The following is a 24828-nucleotide window of genomic DNA, read 5'->3' on the forward strand; positions in this document are numbered from 1 at the left end:
TATGGTGTATCTGAATTTTACAAACCTCGATGCCGAAACTCAAAATAAATTAATTGCTACATCCAAACAAGATGTAGAAAATGCTTTCGGTGAACAATTGAAACAATACGCTCAAAAACATCATATAGACTACGAAATACTATTAGATGAAGAAGCGATGCGAAATTTATACAATTATAATTATATTTTCAACCTATAATCACCTAAAAAACAATAAAAAGGCTCACATTAAATGTCGAGTCTTTTTTGATTTTATAAGGTTTCAATTTGTATATTTATAACACTATAATCCTGCATCAAAATACAGTTGTCAATTTCGTTTTCTGAAATCTAAAGACAACCATTTTTTCCAATATCTAAATAGTAAAAGCAACTAGCCATTGGGTTAGCTTGTTCGGATTTTTGTCACGCGAGCGTGACGAAAAGGAGAAGCAAGAGGGTAACACGCTCACGCGATGTTACATAGTCTATTTGCTTTACAATCCCTTTAAAATTAGGGGTTTTGATGAATATTAAAAATTGATACTGAAGTTGTTTTTCACGGAAAAACGCTTCAAACCCAATAAAATCAAGGAATTTTTAACGAAAAAATGGATAAAGGGTACGAAAATGAACAGTTTAAGAACTTAAGTATAAAAGCTTCAGTGGTGAAAAAGTTTAGAAGATTTTGTAAGCGGTTTTGTAAATCACAATCGATGACTTTACTTGCCATGCTTGACTTTTTTGAAATCAATGAGGTGTCACCAAATGAACGATTAGGCGAAACGGTTTCCAGTTTAAAGCATCAAATGCAAAAGCGTTTCAATGCTGTTATTGCCATTATCCGAGACATTGAAAAGAGCCAAACTAAACCCACCACAGCAATGTTACAGCAACTATTTGAACAAGCTTCAACAGATGTAGAAGAAGAGGAATTTGATTTTGGCTCAACAGAACTTATTTCAGAAAATGAAGAGCTTACGTATTACAGAGATAACTATTTCAGAATAAAAGAGCAATTCAATATAACTCATAATGATTTGGAGAAAGTAATGAGCAAAGTGAAGTATGCAAAAGGAAGCTTTGGAAATAGCTATTTAAGACTAGAAATAACGAAAGAAGAATATGAAACAATAAAACAGAAATTAGAAGATGTACGTAACGATAACAGCACAGAAAATAGGTGAGAATTTTGCACAAGGTTCTGCAGATTTTGTAAACTATCTCGAAAAGGAAAACGAAGGAAAACCTATAGAAGAACAGGAACATTTCTTTAACCAATATGGAGAGGGAGTTTCTGCGAAAGAAGTCATTCGCGAGATTGATGGTAACAAAGCAAAACTTAAAAAGCATGAACCAAAATTCTATTCCATCACGGTAAATCCAAGTCCAAGAGAGTTGAAGCATTTACAAAGCAATTCTGAAGATTTAAAAGCCTATACAAGAGAGTTGATGAAAGAATATGCAAAGAATTTTAATAGAGAAATAAACGGACGAGCTGTGAATGTAGATGATATAAAGTACTATGCTAAAATTGAACACGAACGCACCTATAAAGGAACTGATAAAGTCATTATCGAAAATCAATCGTTTGCAACGAAAATCCTTGAACTAAAAAATGAGATTAGAAAAATTGAAGAAGGAAAATTAAGAGGTAATATAAAATCTCTACAAAAAAAAATAGTCAAACTCGAAAAGGAAGCACCACATCAGCAAAACGGAAAACGTATTGTTAGAGGCATGCAAAAGGAAGGTTCACAAGCTCATGTTCATATTATCGTGAGCCGAAAGGATATGAGTAATACATACAGTCTTTCTCCTGGAAGTAAGTATATAGCTTCTGAGACTAAAATGCATGGCAAAAATGTAAAACGAGGTTTTAACAGAAATGAATTTTTCAAGAAAGCCGAAGAGGTCTTTGACAAACAATTTAATTACAAGCGGAATTATGTAGAAACGTATAAGGCACGAAAGCAGTTCATAAAAAATCCTGATAAATATTTTGCCAGTATTATGGGATTGTCAACCCATCAAAAAGCTGTGGCGTTTAAGTTGTTGGGTAATGCAGGTGTAAAAGTTCCGTTGATGAACATTCCAACCAATAAAGCACAATTAGCATATAAATTTTTCAAAAAGCTAAAGCAAACCATTGATAGAGGTATTCAATCAAGTTCTATTGGTATATGAGTTGGACACTAGCACATATCATTTTATATATTGTAATTCCAGTTTTGATACTAGGAATGATTGCCTATGTGTATCTGTTTTCAGAAGGAAAATCAAAGATTGATAAAAAGTATCAGGTTCACTTTAAATTAAAACAAGGAAGATTTAAGATTGACAATATCAGACGTGGTGTTTCCATTATTGGTTCGGCTGGAAGTGGCAAAACAGAAAGTGTCGTTTATAATTTATTACAGCATTTCGCCAAATATAATTTTTGCGGAATTATTCATGATTACAAGGATTTTGAACTTACGGAAATTGCCTATCCACTTTTTAAAGGTAATGATATTGACTTCTATACGATTTCATTTGATAAAATTCATTACAAGGTGAATCCAATAGCTCCAAGATACCTGCCAAATGAAGAAAGTGTAAATGAGGTTTCCAAGGTGTTGATAGAAAATTTGTTGGAGCAAAATATATCGGATATCAATGGTAGTTCCAAGTTTTTCGCTGACGCAGTAGAAGGGCTGTTAAGCGGTTTAATATGGAAGTTAAAAACGGTATATCCTGAACTTTGTACTTTGCCACATTTAATTGCATTGTTTCAATCTATGAGTACTAAGAAATTGGTCACCTTTTTAAGCTCGGATTTTACGTCAAAAGCTTTGGCGAGTGCTTTTATCAATGGAATAGAATCTGAAAAGCAAACGGCAGGGGTAAAAAGTACTTTAGCTAATGCCTTTAAAAAAATAAGTTCAAAAAAAATATTTATGGCTCTTTCCGCTGATGAGGTACCACTTGATATTAATAATTCTGGAAATAAGGCGGTAATTTCAATAGTGAACAACCCTCAATATGAATCTGCATATTCTCCAATCATTGCAACGATAATGCATACAGTTGTTAAGCAAATGAGTATTCGAAATAGAGAAACTTCATTTGTATTAATGGAAGAAGCATCTACCATAAAACTCTTAAACATGCATCGCATTCCTGCAACACTTCGCAGTTATGACATTGCCACTATTTATGTAATGCAAGACAAAATTCAAAACGATATGCTTTATGGTGATAAAGCGAGTAAAGCTATTCTGAGTAATTTATCGTATCAGTTCTTTGGGAAAGTAAATGATCCAGATACAGCAAAATACTATGAACGGTTTTTTGAAATTGTAAAAAATCCAACGAGGAGCATTAGTAAAGGTACAGGTCTTTCGTGGGAAGCTAGAATAACAAAAGGAGAAAAAGAAGTTCCGAAGCGAAGAGCTGAAATTTTTTTTCGATTAAGACAGGGGGAGTTTATAGCATTTGCAGATGGGAAGGACAAACAAGTTCGATTTCAGCTGCCAAATATTAGAAAGGAGACGCCAACCTTAAGTACTAAGTTTGATAGAGATATTGATATCAATTATAGCAAAATTTACCGTGACATACATACTCGTTTTGGCACTTGATCTTGATATGCAAAAATATAATTCGTAAATTTAGTAGACTGGAGTAAATACAATAACTCTACGGATTTTTCAGTTAAATGTCTTTAGTCATATTCCCAAAAAGATTGCCACATGAAAGTATCAATTATTACCACAGGAGGAACAATTGAAGGTTTGGATTATTCAAATGAATTATCTCAACCTCTAACAGTTGGGGTGTCAATTAAGGATTTGCTTTCAAGAATAGAATCAGATACTTCTTATGAGGTTATACCCTTGTTTTCAAAAGATAGCCGATTCATTTCTGAAGAAGACCTGAAGACCTTAGTTAGAAGAATCAAAACCATTGAGAATAATAAGATTCTTATTACGCATGGCACCTATACCATGGTTGAAACAGCAAGGTATTTGGGAAGGTTAAATCTTAACAAAACAATCATTCTTACTGGAGCTTTTATTCTTGGGACTGAAGAGAATACTGATGCCGACTCTAATCTAAAATTTGCAATTTCACAATTTAAGGAACAGAAAACAGGTGTATTTATCGCTATGCATCAAAGTGTTTTTAATTGGGAAAATGTGCGAAAGAATATTGAAAAGAATAAGTTTGAAACCCTTTTAAGTATGTAAATAGTAATGTTTGGAACTTCAATACATTGGACAACTTTTTTCTATTTGCTAATAGATATATTTATTGTTGTTTTTTGTTTGTTTCAATCTGCGCGCTTTAAAAACACTAACTTAAGAACCTACATTACTTTAGGTTTACTTTTTGTAGCGTATAACGCAACGGGAGGATTTTTGCCAATGGAAGGTTTTCCAGGACCGCTAATCATTCAATATATTATTACATATAGTGTCGCCATTATTCTCATTATCTATATTATTTATTATCTATATGAGGAATATGATATTTTGATACTCAAGATTTACTTGTCTGTAACCAATATTTCAGTCATACTTTTTCTAGCCTTTGTTTGCTTGTTTCTCTTGCCTTATTTTTTAACTGATTCGATAAATATTGCAAGAATTATATTCACCATGCCAACAATTTTATTGGCCTTTTATTTTTCATGGGCTTTCTATGATAAAATAATGAAGATTCCAAAATCAAATAAGTTTGCTTTGAGAAGAAGTAGACTATCTCTTTTGAGTGCTTTTTGTATTTCTTTGTTACCACTTATGACAGTCATAGGAGATTATCAATGGCTTACCTTTTCAGTGATGAACTTGTCTTTTTATGCTATTACAGCAATCGAAGTTGATCGTTACTTGTACTTTTTAGAAAACAAGAATAAAATGTTTGAAGTATTCAAGTTTTATGGAGAGAACAAACAAAATCTTTTGGAATCCAAACTTATTTATCAAAAACTAACCAGAAGAGAAATGGAAATTGCAGTATCAATTTTAAGTAGAAAAACCTATAAACAAATTGGTGATGATTTCTTTATTGCAGAAAGAACAGTGTCTAAGCACGCCTCGAACATTTTTAAAAAAACCGGAGTAAAGAATAGAAGCGCATTTTTAAAAAGGTTTAAAATAAAACATTAATTTAACAAAAAACGTACGAAAATACGTCTTAATCCGTACGTATATACGCCTTTTTTATTACGAGGTATCTCCATAATATGGGTATTTTTAAGATATAAACCCTAAGCATTGTATTTTGAAATTTAATAGTAACAATATGAATGGTTTCCTTATGAATATTGGGAAAGGACTTTCGTGATAAACCTTGCTTCTTTCTTTTAGAAGCACCTCTATTTGCAGTTTGGAAACTGGATAATAATGGAGGCGTATGGAATTTAAGCTGCTCGCACAAGATCTTCTTAAAGATTTGGAAAAAGTCCAAAAATCTACGCCTGCGATTCTCAAACAATCTCATATAAGTATTTTATTGTGTAGAAAATTATTGACCAAATACCGTCGAGAAATAATTACAAATGGATTTGAATCTAAAAAAGATGAAATAGTATTCTTTAAGGAAATAAAACAAGTTCCTTTGTCTAGATTGATATATTATAAAGAGGTTTTTAGAATTGAGAAGAACTTTCCTAAAAGCTCCAGGAGAAAAAAGAAAAAGTTCATAGAAGAACAACTATTGCGGTACCAAAATTTCTTTTCCAAAAATTTTGATTTTGGGCAATATATAGAATCTCAGCTCATTCATTTTGATGAATATTACTTCACAAGAAAGTTTAACGATGAATTTCCAGTGATTAGTTCTAGCTTCATCATTGAGGATGTAGATTTTAACACTCCAAAGGATGTTAACTTAGCGCAGTTAAGAGCCTATACGCTGATGGTAAAGTATCTTAATAAGAAACTTGTTAGTTTAAGAAATGGCAAGCGAATTTCAAGTATGAAACATAATTCAAGTTTAGTATGGACAGGGAGCTATGCCGCATTCGTTGAACTTACTTATGGCTTAAAGACCATTGGAGCGTTAAACAATGGAGCAACCGATATTAAAAAGGTCATCGAGGAGCTTGGTGCTTTTCTTGGTGTTTCCAAAGGGAATCATTCACGTACTTATAATGAGATTAAATCTCGAAAGAGTTCTAGAGTTAAATTTTTCGATGAAATTAGTGAAAGCCTATTGCAAAAAATGGATGATGAAGATGGTTTGGATCTATAAATGTTTTCCGAACTCGGGTTGGACTCTGAAGCTTTAATTTTAATAATAGATGCGATTTAAATACTCTTAAGTTTAGGCAATAGGTAAACCAATTTGGTTTAAACAATAACAAATTTTTTGACTTCAAAAATTAACCGAACTCGGATTAGACTCTGATGTAATTTAAACAAACTGCATCAACTTTGTAGAACGAAAATTAAATCGGGGTAAAGCTGTCATTTAAAAATGGATAACCTTGACAGCTTTATTTTTTAAATCGTTTTATTATGGGCGCAACAATCATCACTACAGAAGATCTCTATGAGTTCAAGATGGAACTCTTAGAAGAGATTAAACAACTATTCAACCAGCATAATGGAAATCCAACTAAAAAATGGTTAAAGTCACCAGAAGTTAGAGAACTTTTAGGTATTTCACCAGGAACATTACAGAACCTTAGAATCAATGGAACAATACCCTACACCAAAGTTGGAGGCGTATTATATTATGATTATCAGGAAATAATGAATGTCTTAGAGAAGAACCGAGTTCATAATAAATTCTAAATATTTTGGAAAATATCAATTATATCAAACACTTAAATAGTGTATTTGAGCAATTTTCCAAAGACAATCGATTGAATCCAACGCATATCAGTTTGTATGTAGCACTGTTCCAGATTTGGAATAATAATTTCTTTCGCGAAGAATTTTACATCAATCGCGAAGAGGTCATGGATTTTTCAAAGATAGGTTCAAAATCTACCTATCATCGATGCATCAAGGAGCTTACGCACTGGAAATATATTCTCTACACACCATCACATAACCCATTCAAAGGAAGCAGAATCAAGATGTTCGATTTTGGGACAAGTAATGGACAAGTTCTGTACCAAAGCCGTACCAATATTAAGACAAGCAGTGGACAAGCACAGGTACCTATAAACAAACATATACAAACTATAGAAAACAATAAAAATAAAAACAAACAGCGAGATTTTAAAAATTCAAATTCCAAGGATTTTGAAAACGGCGAAAAACATAAAGCAACCGTCCCATATCAGGACAACTTAAAGACAACCACAGATAAAGATTACAACGAACCTTTATGAATCACCGAACACCACATATCATTTTTGAAGCTAACAAACACTACGAACTTGGTAAATTAAAAGGCAATCAAATCTTGTATGATTTCGATAAGATTTTGGAGTATCTAGATGCTAAAGGAAAGTTGTTGTTTGGAGATAAATTCAAGATTTACATAGAGGATAGAAACATACTCTACAAACTGTGCAACTATCAAATCAGAGATTATCATACGTGCAAGAAATTAGGAGTTGACCTGAAAAAAGGTATTTTACTTTCTGGACCTGTAGGCTGTGGAAAAACTAGCTTGATGAAACTCATCCGCTACATCACGCCGCATTACAAAGCTTATGAAATGATTCCAACTCGCAACGTCACATTTGCGTTTAATCATATTGGTTATACTACCATTCAACAGTATGGAGATAGTCGTTTTTATTGCTTTGACGATTTAGGTGTTGAGCCTACGGGTAGATTCTTTGGAAAAGACTGTAATGTGATTGGTGAAGTACTGCTATCACGTTACGAACTGTTTGTAAATCATCGTATTAAAACACACGGAACAACCAACCTCAATGCTCAAGAATTAGAAGAACGATATGGTAATCGGGTACGCTCTCGAATGCGTGAGCTATTTAATTTAATTGGGTTTGATAAGGGAAGTAGGGATAAGAGGAAATGATAATCATATTTTCATTTTGGTTATACTTTTTATTAAATTTAACAATGACAAACATAAATTTTGTTTTAGTATGGAATCATTTGTTTTTAAAGGACGCAATTTTGAAGTTAACTTTGATAATAAAGCTCAAAAATGTTCTGGTATAGATAAGTCTGATAATAAAGGTTTTAAACTTGTTTTTTTTAGTTTTCCTTATAGTAGCATATTAAAGATTACACATTTCCAAGTTGATGAAGAAAAAAGGAAAAAAGGATTAGGTCGTTTCGTTTTATCTAAATTTGAAGAGTGGGCAAAGAATGAAAATTTTAAGCAAATAATTGGAGACATAACAAAAAATAAGGACTATTCAAATCCTAAGGATGTAGTCAAATTTTATAAGAAATCAGAATATGAAATCAGTCTTAAAGATAAAGGAATGATATTCGCAGAAATTTCGAAAAATCTTGTTTAAGCTTCAGCATTAAAAAGCAATTCAATCATAAACTCCTCATTAGGATATTTGGTCATATCGACGTTCTCTCTTAACCAATCAATATATTGTCTATTTGAGTTCCAGATTTTTTTTACGGGCTGACCTCTATATTTCCCAAAGCTAAATCGTATGATTCCATCCTTTGGTAAACTAATAGTTCTTTTTCGTTTAGAATAATTTTCTCTTTTAGGCGAATTCCAGTTGAATATTTTCCAGAAGATTGCTCCTAGAAAATATTGAAACATTTTAATAAAGAAAATCATTATAATTCGCATCAGATAGGCATTTCTTTAATCAAATTAATGCAAAAATTATGCCTTGATTTTCTTTCTTGAGATACGTTAAATTGAAGTGACCTAATGCTTGCTTTTCTCTTCTAAGGAAAATTTAGTCTATACCCTTAAAAAATTCTTCAAGGGTAATTTTGTGAATTTCAGATAAGCGTAAGAGCGTATTAATGGTGAAGTTATTTCCATTTTCTACACGCCAATAATTCTTTCGAGGCATTCCATTGTCAGTTGCAAAAGTCTCATAGCTAGAGTATCCAGCTTTTTTTCTTAGCTCTTTTATTCGATTGCCAATGGCTTTTCTCCTTGTTTGGTTTATATCGTCGCTCATTATGATATAAACCTCCTTAAAATAAGATAAATAAATTACGTCATATATGACGTGAATTGAATTTTTTTTATAACTTTGTCTTATAAGACAGTTAAAAAGACCTTTGAAGATTTAGAACTAATAAGATGAAGCAAAAGGATTTTAACATTTAATAGCAAAAAGATTAAACGAGAAATAGCACACTGTTAAATCAAGTACGTCTTATATTTTCCCTAAATACTCTTTATAAGAGAGAGTAAATTTTCTAATTATTATAGCAGACTTGTAAACCCCTTAAGGTATTACAGGCAAAAATGTATTTGAATTAACAAGAAGGATTTTCCTTATAGAAAACAAGGTTTTTTCCCTTATCGTGCTATTTCTCTTATAATTAAATTGTCGAGAATGAAAAAGAAAATATTACTTAGAGGTTTCTCGGTTGGGTTGCTCATTATTAGTATGACTACAATGGCTCAATCAGTTGGATATATTGTACCTGGAGTACCTAAGCCATTCAAATTTGGACATGTGGCTAAAAACCCACATATCGTTACAAACCCACATCCGCCTAGACAGTTATACACCTTACAACCAAACGATGCACTTAGGTATCAGCAACAACATAACCACTATCAAGAAGACCTCAGAAGAGTCGCTCAGCAAGAGCAACTTATAAAAGATTATACAGCTGAAATAAATAAAAGCCGTGTTCAATATAGCTTACCTTCTTTTAGCAAAGATGTGAGAACATCTTATTATCACGAAGCCTATAAGAAGCTTAAACAAATGAACCCGGATAACTTCTCAATAAAGGATGCGACATTTATAGTAGAGAATGCCTTTTATGATAATAAGCTAGACAGTGCAAGGTTCAATAAAACAATATCCAATATTTCGGGATTTATAAGAAAAGCAATGCAAAATCAAGAACTAGACCCGAAAAGCAATCTTTCCAAAAACTTAAGTATTTACCAATTTATTTCTGACACACTTACGGTTGATGGAAGAACGCATCTACCATATACATATGATTTTAATGATTATATGGGAAAAGAAAATTGGAACAATATGTTCGTTTCTAAATTGCTATATACAGGCAAAGGACAATGCAATTCAATGCCTCGACTCTATCTGATATTGGCTGAAGAATTAGAAGCGAATAGCTATTTGGCTTTAGCCCCGAATCACTCATTCATCCGTTTTAAGGATGGTCAGGGGGAATGGCATAACGCTGAATTGACCAGTGGGGCAATTATGAGCGATATGATGATGTTCGATTCGGGGTTTATAAAAGCTGAAACCATACGGAATGGTAATTATATGACTGCTAGAACCAAAAGACAATTGATGTCCCTTCTGCTGGATGATTTGGCGTCGGGTTATATCAGTAAGTTCGGACGTGATGAATTTGTGCAAACGGTCGTTAATAGTGCCCTGGAGCTTGATCCAAATGGTATCAACCCTAACATTCATAATTTTAATATGAAATTGGCTAGAATGACTTTCGTAGCACAACAATTACGAGCTAAAAACCCTAAAGAATTGTCTAGACATCCGAAGGCACTAGAAATGTACAAAGAGCTTGCACTACAGGATATGAAACTTAAAGAATTAGGCTTTCAAGAAATGCCAAAAGAACGATATGAAGCTTGGTTAGAATCATTAAACAAAGAAAAAGAAAAACAAGATCAGGAAAAGTATAAAGGATTAAATAAAGCACCAATAATCAAGGACTAATGAATAGATTTCTGGCAATCTCATTTTTGGTAACAGTTTTCTTACCAAAAATAGCGGTCGGGCAAGACCATTTGCACGAAGATGCATTTTTAAAAATAGTAAGTATGCACGATGCAAAAGAGAAATACAGTTTTAAGGAAGCTGTTTTCGCAGTGGAGAATGCTTATATGGAAGGAGAATTAGACACCCTATATCTCAACATGGAGATTCAAGGATTAACGAAGTTAATTGAGAATATTGTAAAATCCAGAAAACTACTTAACTATAATCATAAAGACAAAGAAGCTGTTTTGAAATACGCGTCTTTATACAGTGTTATGAAAGACACCATACCAATCTATATGAAAGGAGGACAGTACGAGTATCAACCTTATGGATACGATTTTGAAGATATATGGGGCGAAAAAGATTGGAGAAAAATGTTTGTTTCTAAACTACTCATTGAGAACAAAGGAAATTGTCATTCTCTACCATATTTGTATAAAATCTTAGCGGAAGAAATTGGAGTGAAAGCACATTTAGCATTAGCACCAAACCATATTTATATCAAGCATCGTAACGAAAAAGACGGATGGTATAACACAGAATTGACTAGTGGCTATTTTCCAATTGATGCTTGGATAATGGCCAGTGGCTATGTCCATTTAGATGGAATACGAAATGGACTTTATATGAAGGCTTTAAACGATAAGGAAAGCCTTGCTTTATTGTTAGTAGACCTGGCTCAAGGATATCATAGGAAATATCCCGATAATAATGGAGCGTTCATTCTTAGATGTTTAGAGAAAGCACTTCAATATTATCCAAACTACATCAATGCACTGTTGTTAAAATTAGAAACTGAGAAGAGGCAACTTCAAGCATATGTGAAGAGCAAGCATAAAACAATTAATGAAATTATAGATGACCCAAAAGGTAAGATAGCTTGGGTAAATCTAAATACTCAAGTTAGAAATATACATGAACTTGGATATCGCCAAATGCCTAAGAGAATGTATCTCGATTGGTTAGTATCTCTAAAAGAGGAGAAAGAAAAATATTTAAACAAAAAAATCATGACCCTAAAAAAGTAAAATTAAACTATGAAAAAACTATTAACCATCCTTTTTGTATTTGCACTTTTTGGAGCGTATGCCCAAACGGAGCAAAACAATGAAACAAAAGAAGAAAGAGGACAACGCTATATCAATGAGGTAAACCCTTTTAGACATTTGGGGTATAAACCAAAAATTGCCACGTTAAGTAAAGGCAAATATCGTGAAGCTTTTCCTGACACTCTCGTTCAAATAGGGAGCTTTACATATAACCTAAAATCTAAGCAAATAACAGGTGTCATTATAACTGAAAACTTGGGTGTTTCAGAGGCTGATTTAAAACCAGAGATTGTGAGTCGTTGGATGACTCCTGATCCTTTAAGTGAAGAATTTCCGGATATGTCACCCTATAACTTCACAAATAACAATCCGATATTTTTTATAGATCCAACCGGGTTGGCTCCGGAAACGATTTATGAAAACATTAATACTGGAGAGACCGTTGAGGTAAACGATGGTATAAATAAAACTATTAAAGTTAGTGATACTGATTTTACAAAAGCCAAGTTTTTCGCTAATGAAATCAATGATAAAACAACTACTGTAACTATTGGAGGAAAGTCATTCGAGGCTAATGTAATTAATTATGTGAGTGATGACATTGCAGATGCTTATACGGATTTTTATAACGAGCAAAATAGCTACTCGGAGTTTAATATATCTAATATCGCCGATTATTTATTTAATACTCCTGATGTAAAGAGGGAGTCCGATTTACAACTAGGAGGTGGGGGAGCACTGGAGTTAATTGGAGGCCCCGTTAAACAGAGTGTTACCCAAATAGCGAGAGCTGCTAAGTTGGTGAAAATTCAAAAACACCATATAATTCCTAAAGCAATTTGGAAGAAACATAAAGCGATATTAGCTCCATTTATGGAAATAAATTCAGTTTGGAATTTAAAGAAGTTACCCACACCTTTTCATGGGAATCATCCACAATACAATAAGTATGTAGGGAATCAAATTGAAAGACTTATTAATGAAGGGAGCTTAAGTAAAAAAGCCATTAGAGGCTTACAAAAAAACTTGAATAAACAGTTAAATCAGGCGTACGATAGCGGAATAAAATTAAATGACTATTTTAGAAAACTCAATAATTAGAATGCACTCTTACAAACAAATATCACATAATCCAGAGCCGAAAGTAATCGGAGTTAAAAACGGTGTTTATCAACTAGAATTTTCCGAAAAAGAATTGCGTAAAAATGATAATTTCAAAGACATAAATAACGTTCTACTAAGTTATAATCCCAATTTCGTAAACGAACAAGAGCAAGTAGCGAATTTAGAAATTGAACACTTGAGTGCGTCTTTTTTAAAAAGTGCTAAAGAAACTGACTTGGTGGTGTTTACACCTCATTTTAATGGTTATAAATATATCATTAGTGAAAAGTTCTTAGAATGTTTAAAAGAACTTGAAGTATCTGAAGAAGACTACAAAATTAGAAAGGTTCACATTACAGGAACAGAACAGAATTATTATTTGTTATTTATTCCGATGATTCCTACTTCTGAGATCGTATTCTCTAAATCTGCTATTTTTCCTGAAGAAGACGCATTGATTGATGAGGTTGACAGAAGATATCTATCTTTCAAAAACTATCAAGAATTTAAGGATTATAGCGAAGAGAATTTATTCTACAGATGGGCGAAAATTGCCTTAGATAAACACTATGCAAAAAGAGATATTATAAGTCTTCAAACCGGTTCTATATTCTTTTCAGATAGGTTGGTTCAATATTTTAAGTTTAGAAGTATTACTAGTCTTGTTATCAAAAATGGTCCTGTTCTGGTTTTTGATTGATTCAGTTAGTAGAAACAAACTTATTATAGTATATCTATAGTTTTACAATCCTAATAAAACAAGGCATTTCTATTATTGGAAAAAGGGCTATGGATAAAGGATAATAAAATTTAAATGAACAAGATCATTTTATTACCTTTACATTTCATGAAAAAGTTTACCTCTAAAATAACATCAAAAAGCATCGAACAGAGTGGCTTACCGAGTGGATATAAAGCCATTGCTGAATATGTGTGGAACGGTTTTGACGCCCGAGCTACTACAATAAAAATAGATTACGATTCTAATGAAATAGGCTATCTCAATAGCTTATCAATTTCTGATAATGGAACAGGTATTGATTTATCCGAATTAGAAAATACGTTTGGAAAATTTCAAGATTCTCAAAAGATGTTTACTTTTTCTAAGACTGGATTTATTAAAGGTAAAAAAGGAAAAGGTAGATATTCATTTACAACTTTTGCGAATGAAGCCAAATGGGATACTGTATTTGAAAAGGAAGGTAAAAATTTTCAATACGGTATAGTCATTAGTAAGGAGGACAGTCAGAATTATGGTATAACCCAAGAAAAGAAGGTTGTTAAAAAGGACACAGGTACAGTCGTTACATTTGATACGTTTTTTGATCTATATGGAGATCAATTAGAAAATGAGGCGTTTTTTGATTTTTTAGCAAGTGAGTTTGGTTGGTTTTTGCATCTTAATAAAGAACGAGATTACAAAATTATAGTTAACGGAAATAGAATTGATTATAATAGAATCATTGCTGATTCTCAAAATTTTGAAGCAACGATTATTGATGATAAATTTAAAGTTTCTTATGTCCGTTGGAGTAAAAAAATTGGAGACAAGTACTTTAATTATTTTCTAAATAGTGATAAAATAGAAAAGCATCGGGTTCACACCTCTTTTAATAACGGAGCGATAGATTTTCATCATTCTGTTTATGTAGAGTCAGCTTATTTTAATGACTTTTTACCCACAAAGAATGATTCTCCTTCTTTTGATAAAAATCAACTTGATAGTACATTTAAGCTTCTTGTTTCTCACTTAAAAGAATTTATTTCTCAAAAAGAGAAAGAATATATAAAGGAAAATAAAGCTGAAGATTTAATAATTAAATATAGAAACGATAATGTTTTTCCTTCATTTAAAAATACGAGTTATGAGCAATTGCGTAAGAATGATTTAGAAAATGTCGTTAAAGAGCTTTATTGTGCTGAACCAAAGATTTTTCACAAGCTGAATAAAACTCAAAGCCGAACATTAGTTGGTTTCTTGAATTTACTTCTTGATTCAGAAGAGCGGGATAAAATATTGACAATAATCGATGGTATTGTTAATCTCACTGATGATGAAAGAACTGAACTCGCTGAAACTCTAAATAGAACAAAGTTCACTCATATAATGAGTTTGGTTAAGCTTCTTGAAAATAGACATATAGCCGTTGAAACCTTAAAAGTTCTAGTGTTTGATTTGGAAAAATTCACTGATGAAATTAATCATATTCAAAAAGTTATTGAAAACAATTATTGGTTATTTGGAGAAAAGTATCACTTGGTATCGGCAGATGTGAATTTTGAAACTGTTCTCAATAATTATTTGCAGTTCCTTGAGATTAACAATAACAAGCAACCAAAGATTAGTGAATTAAATCGTAAAGAAAAGTTAAGAAGACCGGATATTTTTATATGTCGTAAATCAAGTATTCCAGACCCTAACTCTAATGATGATATAATTGAAGAGAATATAATTATTGAATTAAAAAGGCCTTCAGTTACAATTGGTAAAGAGCAATATCGACAAATAGAAGATTATCTTAACTTTATTGTGAATGAAACTCAATTTAATAGCCAGTTAAGACATTGGAAATTTATTCTAGTAGGCAAACAGGTTGATGGTTTTATCAAAGGATTGTATGAAAATCAAAAAAACAAAGGAAAGCGTTTTCTGGTTCAATCAATTAACAACTACGAAATTTATGCAATGACTTGGGACGATTTGTTCAGGCAATACAATCATAGACACAGGAACTTGGTAGATAAGCTAGAGTTTAAAGACTCTGTAATAGAAGAGTTAAAACTCAAAGGGGTAAATTTTGATAAGAAGCTATCTTCTAACCTAACGGAAAGCATAATTAATTAAAAATTAAGGATTGGATAAAAAGAAAGAAATTGAAAGACATCAATTAATAAAATTTATTTCTAATTCTGAATTAAAGTTACGAGTATCGAATATAATAGACTTTGAAACACCTGATTTTATATTGGATATTGATGGTCTTAAAGTATCTTTAGAACACACTAGGTTAATAAACCCTAAACTAAAACAATTAGAATCTTATAGAGAAAAAATTATCAATAATGCTCTAAAATTGTTTAGGGAAAAATATGATGATGAGTTGTATGTATTAATGACCTTTAATAATATAAAACTTAAGTCGGGACTAAAAGCTGAAATGGAATACTCTATAGAAGTTTTTAAGTTGGTAGAAACAATTTATTTAAATAATAAGAATTTTGAGTTTGATATTTCATCAAAATTTTTAGATTCTAAAGTTTCAAACTTAATTGATAGTTTTTCTATTTCAAATACTAGAAAATTTGAAAATTGGCAACATTTTGGAGCATATTTAGTAGAGAGGGTTAATATTGAATGGTTACAAACTATTATATCAAAAAAAGAAAAGAATATTAAGAAGTACCCTGAAGAATATGATGAAAATTGGTTGCTTTTAGTTTCAGATTTTGGCACAAAAGCGTCAACACATGATTTTGAGCATTCAGATTTTGATAAGCTTGAATCTAATTTTGATAGAGTATATATATACAATTATATGCCAGATGCTTATATGAGGATTGCTTAATCACTTTATATTGGAGTTTCTAGGCTGATGACAATTCATTAACTTTTTTATTGACACATTGCTAAAAAACGATATTTATTAAATCATAATAATTATAAACAGATTTTATGTGGATTTAAAAAAAGATAAAAAATACTATGGTGAAGTTTGGTTCGTAAATCAAGAACAACATAAGCAGTTCTGTGTTATGTCTTTTATAGATGATGATCTTGTTTTAGAAACTAATTTACATACACCAAAGAAAGCTTACAAAGAATCTCAAATTCTTGGAGCTTTTACGGGTTTAGGGCACTTAACATTTATAGACTGTAGAATAAAATATTCTTCATCTGGGATTACTCAAACTAGAATATACAGACCCAAGTATTCATTTGTAAGTGATTCACATATAGTGGATGCAATAAATCTTAAATTCAAAGAATTTTTTGTGGTGAATGAAGCGATTGTCAAATGGGTGAATTTTTCACCTTGGTATGACACTATAGATGAGAAGTTAATTAAGAAAGAATTTAACGATTCCTATACTATCACAAATGAAAATCTTCAGATTAAAATTGCGCATTATTTGAAATATCATACGGTAAAAAGAACTGAGCTCAATATATCTAATCAAGGTTCAATAAAATTTGAATTAGAAGAGGCAGTGACCGTTTTATCAGCAATAGAGTTGTATGACCAATTTCAAAAAGTACTTCAATTAGTTTTTGGACAATCATCTAAGTTTAGCAAGTTTAGTTTTAAGTGTATGGGGTGTGGGTATTGGAAGCAACTATACTATAACGATAAAAAATTATCCAAATCTACTACAACATTTGTGCACACAGATTATGAAAAAGTAAAAACTCAATTATCTAAAATACTGAATGCTACATATTCAAATAAGGACTTTCAGTTTTGCCTAGATAAACTCATGGAAAATTTCATTGGCAATCAACCTAGTCATAACAAAAGATTCACAAATAGTATAGCAACATTTGAGGCTTATTGTAAACTTTTTACAGATGACTTGAAGACCAATTTAAAAAAACAAATTCTAGGACATGAAGATATATTCAAGAAGATAGGCAAGATTTGTGATGAAGAATGGGAAAAGTTTCCAAGTAAAGTAGTACGTTCACGAGATTTTCATATTCATAGTAACACAGGAAATAGAGATGTTTTTTCAGAGTTTGATTTGTTGTATATAAGTTTTCTTTTTGATTTCGTTATCGCTTACCTTTTATTATCTCAAATAAAGGTTAGTAAAGATTTATTAGATAAATATATACTTCATGGTAATAGTGTTTTTGTTGATATGAAAAGAACGAATGAAATATTGGGGAGTAATCCACTTCTTTAGCGAATGTGTTCTTATATTTTAAAAAGTCCCATGAATATTTTGTAAAGTACTTTCTTTAAAATTTTGACTATTTGAACAAAAAAATCCTTCATAGTTCCAGTTTTAAATAATTTATAATTCCCATTAGTACGGAGAGCGCCATCGCTCTTATGTTTTTTGGTTTATTAAGGTAGTCGGCTTCATCAGCATTTGTCATAAATCCCATTTCTATAAGAACAGCAGGATGATTTTCGGCTTCACGCAATACCTGAAAATTGGCAAACTTGACGCCTCTCTTCTTAAAACCCAACTTTTCTGTGGTTTCATTTAAAATTGACAATCCTAAACCAATTGAGGCTTTGGTATGTTCTCTATCTGAACGGTGTACATAAACTTCAATACCTTTTGATACAACTGGCGAAGCATTGCAGTGTAATGATACGAACACATCAGCATCTAAAGCTTTAGCCAAATGGGTTCTATCACCCAAAGAAATTAAGGTGTCAGTATATCTGGTTAAATAGATATCGAGCTCATTGCGTAAAACAGTTTTGTTAAGCTGAATAATTTGCTTGGCAATTTCTAAAACCACATCCTTTTCTTTTATATCGTTTATACCAATGGCACCAGTGTCATTTCCACCATGTCCAACATCAATCACAACCACTTTTTTCTGACCAAAAAACAAACACATTTTTAGTAGTAGAATCACAAAAACGACGTTTTTCAGTTTTCGACGTCTTAAAAGTTTTTCAGTTATCAACATAGTCGCTTCAATTTCTCATACAATTTGATGCCAATTCACATCAAAAAAACACAATCAAAATCAATATTTATTTTATTCACAAATATCTGATTATTAATAATTTGAAGTACAATATACAGTAATTTTCCAAAAGTAAAATCAAGTAAATTTTAAATCTATTTCATTATGAAAAAATCACTGTATCTCACGACACTTTTGCTTCTAATTTCAAACACCATTTTTGCACAAATTGGTGGTATTGAAGATTCGGTAGACGATATTTCGGACACCATTCGTTCCATATTTCCAATTCTATTGGGTGTTATCTTTTTAGTTGGTTTCCTGTTTAATGCAGGGCATTTCTTTGGAGAAAATGCTGACCTTAAAAAAGGGATTACGCGTGTATTGGTTTTTGTACTTATAGCTGGAGCAGTGGTAGGTATTTTTACATATTTAATAGGAATCGTAGTGTAAGTATGAAACGTTACGAAGTCTATAAAAACATACGAAAGCGTGCAATGATAATGGGATTACCCATTTCATTGTTCGCCATCATGATGATCTCTGTAATAGGGTCATTATTGTTCATCATCTTTTCGTTCAGTTTTGCAGTGATCATTTCGGTGTTCGTGTTAAATGCAACGCTTTATATAGTACTGACACATCTTACCAAGCACCCTGCATTGCTACACTTCAAAAAGGTATTTCCATTAGCCATAAGTAATAAAAGAATTAACCGCCTGTATTATGAAGATTAATCTATCTGCATACCATCCTATATTAGATATTCAGAATCATTTGGTGTTTGCCAATAATGGTAATGTGGTATTATGTTTTAAGGGGGATCTGCCTGAAATCTACTCCTTGTCTGAAAAAGATTTTGAAGACATACACGGAGCATGGTTTCAGGCTTTTAAATCCTTGCCAACAAGTACAGTAATCCATAAACAAGATGTGTATCAGAAGGCACATTATGATGCTAACGAATTACCCAACAATTCCTTTTTGGAACGGGCCACTTATAACTATTTTAAGGGAAGGGATTACTTAAAACACCAAAGCTATTTGTTCTTTATAATGCCATTTAACAAGGCATTGAATAATGCGAAGTTTGTCAACCCTTTTCGGAAAGTTGAAAAAGGCATCCATAAAAAAATGGACCATAACATTACCGAGTTCATTGCTTCGGTGAATGATGCAGTATCTTTTATCAATAATAGCCGAAAGGTATTGATGAAACCAATGAACCAAGAAGAAATCTTGGAATACACCAACAGCTATTTCAATGGTTTCAATGAAGGATTTGATACCGATGTACAGCTAAAGAAGAAACACATTGAAATAGGCGATTACAATTTTGATGTGTTGGCAGTAAATAGTGAACTCTGTTTTGGTGAAGTAGTACAAAGTAGTAAAACCAATGACAAGTTTACTTCAGATGATTTTGTGTTTCATCAAGGTTTTATCGACGGATTGGGATTAAACCTCAATGAAAATCATATCGTCAATCAAATCATCTATTTGGATGACAAGCATAAATGGCGAAAACTACTCGATAAGAAGATTGAAGAGTTGAACAAGAGTTCCAACTTTGGCTCACAAAATAAAGTGGTTTTGAAGAAAATTCAGCACATCGTTAATCAAATTAATGAAGACGATGCTTCACGAATTATCAGAGGACATTTAAACGTCATCTTTTGGAGTAAGGAAGCTGAAGAATTGGGCAGAATTGCATCCAAGATAAAAACAGAGTTTAAGGAATTGGATATTGTCCCGTATTATCCAAAAGGAGAAGAGCGAAAAAACTTTTTTCTAAACTCTTATGCTTGCTTTTCGTCTAACTTTTCGAATGAGGATTTATACGTTACCGATTTAAAGCATGCACTGTGTTTATACATTAATAATAGTAATTATAAGTCGGATAAAACAGGTATCATCTTTAACGACAGACAATACAACATTCCAGTTTTAAAAGATGTCTGGGATGAAAAAAAGAAACGCATTAAGGCAAGAAACTTTGCCATTTTCGCACCGACTGGTGAGGGTAAATCCTTTTTAGCTAACAACATACTTCGCCAATATTTCGAGCAACAAGTTCGCTTGGTGATTATAGATTTGGGAGGTTCGTATTCCAAGTTTGCAAAGCTCTATCCAGATGACCATATCATACTGCGGTATGAGCAAGGGAAGAATTTAGGCATCAATCCATTTTATATTGCTTCGGAAGCCGATTTAACACCTGAACGATTAGAAGATTTGGGTGTGTTCCTGTTGGAGTTATTGGCACTAAAGGATGCTACCAAAGCGCACGAAGTAGCTATCAAAAAAGTACTTCGTTACTACTACCAAAATGGTGTTAATGACACCTATTCGCTGGCATCCTTGTATCAATTTATAGATGATAAAAAAGATACGCTCATTCAGGAACTTAAAATTCAAGAAGAGCATTTTAGCGTTTATAACTTTTTGCACATCCTTTCGGAATATGTTGATGATGGTTTATACAGCTTCTTGTTCAATGTAAGCGAAGACCAAACCTATAAGATTGAAGACAAGCGAATGATTGTCTTTGAACTGGATGAAGTAAAGGACAACAAAGAGATTTTGTCGGTGATGCTGAAGCTTATCAAGTCGGCTATTCAAAGAACTATTTGGCGTAATCGTTCAGAACGTGGTATCATACTGTTTGATGAGTTTGCAAAGCAATTGAAGTTTGGGAACGTATTAGAAAGTGTGGAATTCTACTATCAGGCAATTAGAAAACAGAATGGTGCAATTGGCATCATTTTGCAATCCATCAATCAATTGCCAAACAATTCAACATCGGCGAGTATTCTTGAAAACACGCAAGTCATTTACAGCTTACGTAATGAGAAAGGTTATGATGAACTACAAAAACGCTTAAACCTTTCGAGCCACGATTTAAACCAATTAAAATCTATCCGAAACAATCTAACTGGTGAGCGCAAGTACACCGAAATGTTCATCAAAATTGGAAAGGAGAGCAACATTTTTCGATTGGAAGTTCCGAAAGAAGTCTTTGCAGCTTACTTAACCGATGGTAAAGAGAGTGAGCAAATAATGGCATTATTTGAAGAACACGGCTCAATGGAAAGAGCCATCAACATATTTATCAATTCTTAAAAACAATCATTATGAAATCGAAGATTCACGAATACCAAAACAAATTTTTAACAATGAGTAAAAACAAAATTAGAACATTAGTAATTGCACTAGCCTTGACACTTTTATTGCCTGCTCGTGCTACGAGCCAAGGATGGCCAGTGTATGATAACACTAACTTTGTCAGTCTAGCAAAACAACTGTTAGAATCTGGTAAACATACCACACAATTACTCAAAACAGTAGACTTTTTAAAGAAACAAAAAGAACGCATTGAGCAAGTCAGTAATGTCATTCAACAGCTTGATGCTGTTCATAAAGTTGTTCAGAATAACCAACAGCTTTTTAATATGGTACAAGGAGATTTACAAGAGATTTTAAATTCTCCCTATATCAAACCTGAAGAAGTCAATCGTGTTACAGAATCTTTTACTCAGATTATTGAAAGTTCAATGTCTACGGTTCAGTATATCAATCAAATTTTATCTAGTGGTAATCTAAAGATGAGTGACGCGGAACGTGCGGAAGTACTTAAGGAACACGAATTAAAATCGCAGGAAATGGTGGCTGAAGTTCAAGCGAAGACGAAACGTTATCGCGAAATCATTTCCTTTAGAAGAATGCAAGATATCATTAACAACAGAGAAACTGGCTATTAGAAATTATGTTTTTGGGGATTGGGTTAGAATATATTGATACGGTTTTTACGACGATAAAGAACAGCGATTTTTCGCAGTATACTATCGCTGGTATGAAGACTTTGGCTATTCTCTTTTTTCTCATCAACATTTTAAAAAAATATAATGAAGGAATCGCTTCTACAGAAGGGCACACTTGGGGATTAACACCCACCGAGCTTGCTAAAAACTTTGCCATAGTGATTGTTGTTATTTTTTCTACTCAGGTATTGACCGTTTTTGATAACATTTTGGTAGCCATTGAAACGCAATACCGAGATACGGCTCCGGCACTCCTTCCTTTGCAGATGCAGGATATAGATTTGGAACAGGATGTGGGTGCCTTGGAAGCCGCCAAAAAGGCTTTGGCAATGTTGTATGAGGCATTGGTAACACCATTGTATGGATTGAAAATACTGTCATTTATTGTTGGAATATTTTTATGGCTGATAGACTTATTTATTTATCCACTATTCTTGGCTGAGCGATTCTTTTTATTAGGAATTATGCAAGCGTTTTTCCCATTGGTAATAAGTTTAGCTGTATTTGAAAAGTTTAGAACGCTTGCCTATAATTTTTTCAAATTGTACGTAGGGGTTTATATGCTAGTACCGGCTTTTTTTCTTGTGAATGTTTTTGTCAATAATCTCTATACCGAAATCAATACAAATTTTTGGAATGATCTGTTCGGTACTGATTGGGGTAGTGAGTTCTTTGCGCCTCTTATTCAATTGGGTTCACTTGGCTTTATTGTGTTTCTAAAGTTTAAACTCTATCACCGCGCAACATCTTTTGTATTTAGGCTTTTTGCCAATTAAAATCAACTTTTTAAAATGAAAACACCGTATAAAAATATTTACAATGTACTGAAGTTAAATCGCTTCATTGTGTTGACTGTGGTAATCGCAACAGTTGTTACTTGCATTGTTTCTGTACTAATGGTTATGAAACTGCATAAAGAAACTGTTAATAGTGCCTTTGTGGTAAATGGAGACGGAAGTGTTATTCCATTGAAGATGGTTTCTCAATTAGAAAATTTGGGCGTAGAAACATTGGCGCATTTAGATTTGTTTCATAACTATTTCTATAATATCGATGCTAGTAACTATGAAAAGAATTTAGAAAAGGCGCTGTGGCTCGGAAATAGTTCTGTAGATGCATTGTATAGACAGAAAAAAGCGGATGGAGTATACAACAGATTACTCCAGTACTCATTAGTTCAGAAAGTAATAAGTATCGATACCAAAATTGACTTACAAAATGAACCCTATGGGTTCGAGACAAAAACCATTTTTCAAATTAATAGAGGATCTGTAGTAGATACCTATGAGCTAACAACTTCAGGAAACTTAATCCATGTGAATCGCAACTTTCCAAAGAATACGCACGGATTATTGATTACCAACTTTTTTGAAAATCAACTTAAAAAACTAGAAGATTATGAGCCCATAATGGGCAATAAATAAAGAATATTATGATGAAAATGGACAAGAATAAAATAGTTTTCGCGGGATTGATACTTTGTGTAGTATTGTTCATTGGTTCTTATTACGCTATTAACTTTAGCGGTGAGGAAGAAACCACTATTGAAAATAATCAAATTCCTGTTCCGAAACTGGAAGACGAGCAAAAGGAATATAAGTCCAAATTAGAGGCTTTAGACGATTTAAAAGAAGTACGACAAACTAATGCGCCAAGTATCTATGATGAACAGTTATTGGATTCTACAGGAGTATATGACTCAAATCTTTTGGAGAAAGAAAAGAAACGAATGATCGATAGCATCTACAATCAAGGAAAAATAAACTATACAAACGCTTCTTATCGAAAGCCAAAACTTCCCACCAAACCGATTATTAAAATTAAAAAAGACACGGTTTCAAAAATCGAAAAACAGGAAACAGCTGTTGAAGCCAAAGAATTAGGTTTAGAACATCAACTCTTTTTTGCATCTAGTCCAGTAAAGAATGAAATCGTGATGAACCAAAACACAGATTCCGAAATATTTGTTCGTGTTGATGGGAAACAAACGGTTCGTCAAAATTTTAGATTGCAGATGCGCTTGATGAAAGATGCCACCATAAATGGAAAGCATTTATTAAAGAATTCATCTATTTATGGATTTGTAAAGTTTCAGCCCAATCGCACAATCATTTCTATTGAGCATATCAATCATCAACCTGTGAAACTTACAGCGCACGATTATCAAGATGGAAGTGAAGGTATTTACATAGAGAATAGTTTTAGAGCTGAAGTTAGACAGCAATTAATTGGTGATGCAATCAACGATGTAAATGTTCCAGGTATACCGCAAGTTTCTGGAATCAAAAAACTATTCCAACGTAACAATCGTAATGTAAGGGTTACGATTGCGGATAACTATCAATTAATCTTAAAAATCTCAAAGAGATAATTAAAAACTCACTC

27 protein-coding genes are annotated in these 24828 nt (G+C 32.5%); 24 read left to right on the forward strand and 3 right to left on the reverse strand.

Translation table 11 applies throughout. The features are described from left to right. The first annotated feature begins 1 nt into the window (after position 1). From ACKTST_RS03930 to ACKTST_RS03980, 11 genes are all read left to right on the forward strand, one after another. Entirely contained in the window at positions 2 to 199 is a 198-nt protein-coding gene (locus ACKTST_RS03930; RefSeq protein WP_348718399.1) for a hypothetical protein, read from the forward strand. A 391-nt stretch (positions 200 to 590) separates the two neighbouring features. Beyond that, on the forward strand, positions 591 to 1166 hold the full coding sequence (locus ACKTST_RS03935) for a BfmA/BtgA family mobilization protein (protein ID WP_348718400.1): 576 nt from the start codon (positions 591 to 593) through the stop codon (positions 1164 to 1166). Next, positions 1132 to 2166 carry a MobB family relaxase gene (gene mobB, locus ACKTST_RS03940; RefSeq protein ID WP_348718401.1) on the forward strand — a complete coding sequence of 345 codons (1035 nt, stop codon included), beginning with the start codon at positions 1132 to 1134 and terminating at the stop codon, positions 2164 to 2166. Before ACKTST_RS03935 ends, mobB begins: the two co-directional genes overlap by 35 nt. Beyond that, positions 2163 to 3602, forward strand: coding sequence for a type IV secretory system conjugative DNA transfer family protein (locus ACKTST_RS03945; protein WP_348718403.1), 1440 nt, complete (start codon positions 2163 to 2165; stop codon positions 3600 to 3602). The genes mobB and ACKTST_RS03945 overlap by 4 nt, the downstream gene beginning before the upstream one ends. A 111-nt stretch (positions 3603 to 3713) precedes the next feature. Beyond that, entirely contained in the window at positions 3714 to 4211 is a 498-nt protein-coding gene (locus ACKTST_RS03950) for an asparaginase domain-containing protein (RefSeq protein ID WP_348718404.1), read from the forward strand. A gap of 6 nt (positions 4212 to 4217) precedes the next feature. Further along, positions 4218 to 5132 (forward strand): LuxR C-terminal-related transcriptional regulator, encoded by a 915-nt coding sequence (locus ACKTST_RS03955; RefSeq protein ID WP_408046457.1) that lies wholly within the window; start codon positions 4218 to 4220, stop codon positions 5130 to 5132. 247 nt (positions 5133 to 5379) lie between these two features. Further along, positions 5380 to 6219, forward strand: a complete 840-nt coding sequence (locus tag ACKTST_RS03960; RefSeq protein ID WP_348718406.1) for an RteC domain-containing protein — start codon at positions 5380 to 5382, stop codon at positions 6217 to 6219. Positions 6220 to 6485: 266 nt separating this feature from the next. Continuing rightward, complete coding sequence (locus ACKTST_RS03965) at positions 6486 to 6764, forward strand: helix-turn-helix domain-containing protein (protein WP_348718407.1); 279 nt, start codon at positions 6486 to 6488, stop codon at positions 6762 to 6764. 5 nt (positions 6765 to 6769) lie between these two features. Then, on the forward strand, positions 6770 to 7309 hold the full coding sequence (locus tag ACKTST_RS03970; RefSeq protein WP_348718409.1) for a hypothetical protein: 540 nt from the start codon (positions 6770 to 6772) through the stop codon (positions 7307 to 7309). Beyond that, a complete protein-coding gene (locus ACKTST_RS03975; RefSeq protein WP_348718411.1) occupies positions 7306 to 7968 on the forward strand; it encodes an ATPase in 663 nt (220 codons plus the stop codon). Before ACKTST_RS03970 ends, ACKTST_RS03975 begins: the two co-directional genes overlap by 4 nt. A gap of 70 nt (positions 7969 to 8038) precedes the next feature. Continuing rightward, positions 8039 to 8419 carry a GNAT family N-acetyltransferase gene (locus tag ACKTST_RS03980; protein WP_348718412.1) on the forward strand — a complete coding sequence of 127 codons (381 nt, stop codon included), beginning with the start codon at positions 8039 to 8041 and terminating at the stop codon, positions 8417 to 8419. On the opposite strand, the gene ACKTST_RS03985 is transcribed toward ACKTST_RS03980, so the two are convergent. Then, a complete protein-coding gene (locus ACKTST_RS03985; protein WP_348718413.1) occupies positions 8416 to 8685 on the reverse strand; it encodes an exodeoxyribonuclease X C-terminal domain-containing protein in 270 nt (89 codons plus the stop codon). The two genes, ACKTST_RS03980 and ACKTST_RS03985, sit on opposite strands and share 4 nt — an antisense overlap. Before the next feature lie 142 nt (positions 8686 to 8827). Then, entirely contained in the window at positions 8828 to 9058 is a 231-nt protein-coding gene (locus ACKTST_RS03990) for a helix-turn-helix domain-containing protein (protein WP_348718414.1), read from the reverse strand. 384 nt (positions 9059 to 9442) lie between these two features. Here ACKTST_RS03990 and ACKTST_RS03995 point away from each other — a divergent pair, with 384 nt between their 5' ends. The 7 genes from ACKTST_RS03995 to ACKTST_RS04025 all read left to right on the forward strand — a co-directional run bounded on the left by ACKTST_RS03995 (position 9443) and on the right by ACKTST_RS04025 (position 17877). Next, on the forward strand, positions 9443 to 10774 hold the full coding sequence (locus ACKTST_RS03995) for a hypothetical protein (RefSeq protein WP_348718415.1): 1332 nt from the start codon (positions 9443 to 9445) through the stop codon (positions 10772 to 10774). Beyond that, positions 10774 to 11847 (forward strand): hypothetical protein, encoded by a 1074-nt coding sequence (locus ACKTST_RS04000; protein ID WP_348718417.1) that lies wholly within the window; start codon positions 10774 to 10776, stop codon positions 11845 to 11847. Before ACKTST_RS03995 ends, ACKTST_RS04000 begins: the two co-directional genes overlap by 1 nt. Positions 11848 to 11856: 9 nt before the next feature. Next, positions 11857 to 12969 (forward strand): AHH domain-containing protein, encoded by a 1113-nt coding sequence (locus ACKTST_RS04005; RefSeq protein ID WP_348718419.1) that lies wholly within the window; start codon positions 11857 to 11859, stop codon positions 12967 to 12969. Next, positions 12941 to 13672, forward strand: a complete 732-nt coding sequence (locus ACKTST_RS04010; protein WP_348718420.1) for a hypothetical protein — start codon at positions 12941 to 12943, stop codon at positions 13670 to 13672. The genes ACKTST_RS04005 and ACKTST_RS04010 overlap by 29 nt, the downstream gene beginning before the upstream one ends. A gap of 147 nt (positions 13673 to 13819) precedes the next feature. Continuing rightward, positions 13820 to 15817, forward strand: coding sequence for an ATP-binding protein (locus tag ACKTST_RS04015; protein ID WP_408046458.1), 1998 nt, complete (start codon positions 13820 to 13822; stop codon positions 15815 to 15817). Positions 15818 to 15827: 10 nt separating this feature from the next. After that, entirely contained in the window at positions 15828 to 16538 is a 711-nt protein-coding gene (locus ACKTST_RS04020; protein ID WP_348718422.1) for a hypothetical protein, read from the forward strand. Between the two features lie 109 nt (positions 16539 to 16647). Beyond that, positions 16648 to 17877: an ApeA N-terminal domain 1-containing protein gene (locus tag ACKTST_RS04025; RefSeq protein ID WP_408046459.1), complete on the forward strand. Its 1230-nt coding sequence runs from the start codon at positions 16648 to 16650 to the stop codon at positions 17875 to 17877. Positions 17878 to 17965: 88 nt separating this feature from the next. On the opposite strand, the gene ACKTST_RS04030 is transcribed toward ACKTST_RS04025, so the two are convergent. Further along, a complete protein-coding gene (locus ACKTST_RS04030; RefSeq protein WP_348718425.1) occupies positions 17966 to 18568 on the reverse strand; it encodes an N-acetylmuramoyl-L-alanine amidase family protein in 603 nt (200 codons plus the stop codon). A gap of 219 nt (positions 18569 to 18787) precedes the next feature. Between ACKTST_RS04030 and ACKTST_RS04035 the strand changes: the two genes are divergently transcribed. From ACKTST_RS04035 to traM, 6 genes are all read left to right on the forward strand, one after another. Continuing rightward, complete coding sequence (locus ACKTST_RS04035) at positions 18788 to 19075, forward strand: hypothetical protein (RefSeq protein WP_348718426.1); 288 nt, start codon at positions 18788 to 18790, stop codon at positions 19073 to 19075. A 270-nt stretch (positions 19076 to 19345) separates the two neighbouring features. Then, positions 19346 to 21745, forward strand: a complete 2400-nt coding sequence (locus tag ACKTST_RS04040) for a TraG family conjugative transposon ATPase (RefSeq protein WP_348718605.1) — start codon at positions 19346 to 19348, stop codon at positions 21743 to 21745. Positions 21746 to 21798: 53 nt separating this feature from the next. Continuing rightward, positions 21799 to 22383, forward strand: coding sequence for a conjugal transfer protein (locus tag ACKTST_RS04045; protein WP_456243490.1), 585 nt, complete (start codon positions 21799 to 21801; stop codon positions 22381 to 22383). Between the two features lie 5 nt (positions 22384 to 22388). Then, positions 22389 to 23219 carry a hypothetical protein gene (locus ACKTST_RS04050; RefSeq protein WP_348718429.1) on the forward strand — a complete coding sequence of 277 codons (831 nt, stop codon included), beginning with the start codon at positions 22389 to 22391 and terminating at the stop codon, positions 23217 to 23219. A 15-nt stretch (positions 23220 to 23234) separates the two neighbouring features. Then, positions 23235 to 23867 carry a conjugal transfer protein TraK gene (locus ACKTST_RS04055; protein ID WP_348718430.1) on the forward strand — a complete coding sequence of 211 codons (633 nt, stop codon included), beginning with the start codon at positions 23235 to 23237 and terminating at the stop codon, positions 23865 to 23867. A gap of 8 nt (positions 23868 to 23875) precedes the next feature. Beyond that, entirely contained in the window at positions 23876 to 24814 is a 939-nt protein-coding gene (gene traM / locus ACKTST_RS04060) for a conjugative transposon protein TraM (protein ID WP_348718431.1), read from the forward strand. Positions 24815 to 24828: the final 14 nt, after the last annotated feature.

Origin of the sequence: Tenacibaculum crassostreae, from assembly GCF_964512405.1 — a bacterium.
In the GTDB taxonomy this organism is placed as follows: Bacteria; Bacteroidota; Bacteroidia; order Flavobacteriales; family Flavobacteriaceae; genus Polaribacter; species Polaribacter crassostreae.

Bases quoted from the DNA above. Each gene is read 5' to 3' on its own strand.
- ACKTST_RS04000 (WP_348718417.1), top strand. From the start codon at position 10,774: ATGAATAGATTTCTGGCAATCTCATTTTTGGTAACAGTTTTCTTACCA.
- ACKTST_RS03960 (WP_348718406.1), top strand. From the start codon at position 5,380: ATGGAATTTAAGCTGCTCGCACAAGATCTTCTTAAAGATTTGGAAAAA.
- ACKTST_RS03935 (WP_348718400.1), top strand. From the start codon at position 591: ATGGATAAAGGGTACGAAAATGAACAGTTTAAGAACTTAAGTATAAAA.
- ACKTST_RS03990 (WP_348718414.1), bottom strand. From the start codon at position 9,058: ATGAGCGACGATATAAACCAAACAAGGAGAAAAGCCATTGGCAATCGA.
- ACKTST_RS04035 (WP_348718426.1), top strand. From the start codon at position 18,788: ATGAAAAAATCACTGTATCTCACGACACTTTTGCTTCTAATTTCAAAC.
- ACKTST_RS03930 (WP_348718399.1), top strand. From the start codon at position 2: ATGGTGTATCTGAATTTTACAAACCTCGATGCCGAAACTCAAAATAAA.
- ACKTST_RS04005 (WP_348718419.1), top strand. From the start codon at position 11,857: ATGAAAAAACTATTAACCATCCTTTTTGTATTTGCACTTTTTGGAGCG.
- ACKTST_RS03965 (WP_348718407.1), top strand. From the start codon at position 6,486: ATGGGCGCAACAATCATCACTACAGAAGATCTCTATGAGTTCAAGATG.
- ACKTST_RS03985 (WP_348718413.1), bottom strand. From the start codon at position 8,685: ATGTTTCAATATTTTCTAGGAGCAATCTTCTGGAAAATATTCAACTGG.
- ACKTST_RS03955 (WP_408046457.1), top strand. From the start codon at position 4,218: ATGTTTGGAACTTCAATACATTGGACAACTTTTTTCTATTTGCTAATA.
- ACKTST_RS03980 (WP_348718412.1), top strand. From the start codon at position 8,039: ATGGAATCATTTGTTTTTAAAGGACGCAATTTTGAAGTTAACTTTGAT.
- ACKTST_RS04045 (WP_456243490.1), top strand. From the start codon at position 21,799: ATGAGTAAAAACAAAATTAGAACATTAGTAATTGCACTAGCCTTGACA.
- ACKTST_RS03975 (WP_348718411.1), top strand. From the start codon at position 7,306: ATGAATCACCGAACACCACATATCATTTTTGAAGCTAACAAACACTAC.
- ACKTST_RS04050 (WP_348718429.1), top strand. From the start codon at position 22,389: ATGTTTTTGGGGATTGGGTTAGAATATATTGATACGGTTTTTACGACG.
- ACKTST_RS03950 (WP_348718404.1), top strand. From the start codon at position 3,714: ATGAAAGTATCAATTATTACCACAGGAGGAACAATTGAAGGTTTGGAT.
- ACKTST_RS03995 (WP_348718415.1), top strand. From the start codon at position 9,443: ATGAAAAAGAAAATATTACTTAGAGGTTTCTCGGTTGGGTTGCTCATT.
- mobB (WP_348718401.1), top strand. From the start codon at position 1,132: ATGTACGTAACGATAACAGCACAGAAAATAGGTGAGAATTTTGCACAA.
- traM (WP_348718431.1), top strand. From the start codon at position 23,876: ATGATGAAAATGGACAAGAATAAAATAGTTTTCGCGGGATTGATACTT.
- ACKTST_RS03945 (WP_348718403.1), top strand. From the start codon at position 2,163: ATGAGTTGGACACTAGCACATATCATTTTATATATTGTAATTCCAGTT.
- ACKTST_RS04055 (WP_348718430.1), top strand. From the start codon at position 23,235: ATGAAAACACCGTATAAAAATATTTACAATGTACTGAAGTTAAATCGC.
- ACKTST_RS04010 (WP_348718420.1), top strand. From the start codon at position 12,941: ATGACTATTTTAGAAAACTCAATAATTAGAATGCACTCTTACAAACAA.
- ACKTST_RS04015 (WP_408046458.1), top strand. From the start codon at position 13,820: ATGAAAAAGTTTACCTCTAAAATAACATCAAAAAGCATCGAACAGAGT.